This window comes from Streptomyces atratus, from assembly GCF_014648655.1.
In the GTDB taxonomy this organism is placed as follows: Bacteria; Actinomycetota; Actinomycetes; order Streptomycetales; family Streptomycetaceae; genus Streptomyces; species Streptomyces atratus.
The window spans coordinates 1-725 of sequence record NZ_BMRN01000215.1 but is presented as its reverse complement, the minus strand read 5'-3'; the positions used below and the strand labels follow the sequence as shown (position 1 = coordinate 725).

The 725-nt window shown below is 67.4% G+C and carries 1 protein-coding gene; it reads right to left on the bottom strand.

Annotated elements, in window-relative coordinates:
* On the bottom strand, window positions 1-634 hold a 634-nt coding region (locus IEZ15_RS44175), incomplete at its 3' end, for a transposase family protein (protein WP_189282546.1).
* Window positions 635-725 lie beyond the last annotated feature (91 nt).

The following is a 725-nucleotide window of genomic DNA, read 5'->3' as shown; positions in this document are numbered from 1 at the left end:
TGTGCCGGCGTTGCCACCGCTTGAGGTGACGGCTGAGGAAGGGTACCCGGATGGTGCTGCCGGCGCCCTGGTACGCCTTGTCGGCCCAGCACTTGAGGCCGTCCTCGGCGAGTGCGTCGATGATGCCGTGGGTGCGGGCGGCGGTCAGGTCGTGGGTGGAGCCTGGCAGCGCGGGCGAGGCCCACAACAGCCGCCCCACGGGATTGGTGAGGACCTGGACGTTCATGCCGTGACGTTTATGTTTGCCCGAGTAGTTCGGGGTGTCGGCGACGATCCGGTCGACCGGCAGCAGAGTGCCGTCCAGAATCACGAACGCCTTGGTCCGTGCGATGTGCATCGCCTCGGCCAGGGTGGGCGCGAGAGCGGCCAGGACCTCGACAGCCTCGCGTATGTAGCGGTACACGGTCGCGATGCCGACACCGAACCCGGCGGCGAGCCGGGCGTAGGTGTCACCGCATCGTAGATGGGCCAGGGCGAGCAGAGCCTGTCGGCCAGCAGTCAGACGCCGCCATCGTGTCCCGATCTCGCCTCGTCGGACAGAGAGTCGTCTGGCCAGGCACCGCAGGGTGCGACTGGACAGGTCGATCGACGACGGGCAGACAAGTACGTGGAGCTCCTGGTGGCTGCGGGCGATCTTGGCCGAGAACCCGTCTACCAGGAGCTTCGTCGTTCCGCAGATCCGTCCAACACGCGGCCAGCACCGTCAGGCTGGAAAAGGCTCCCTG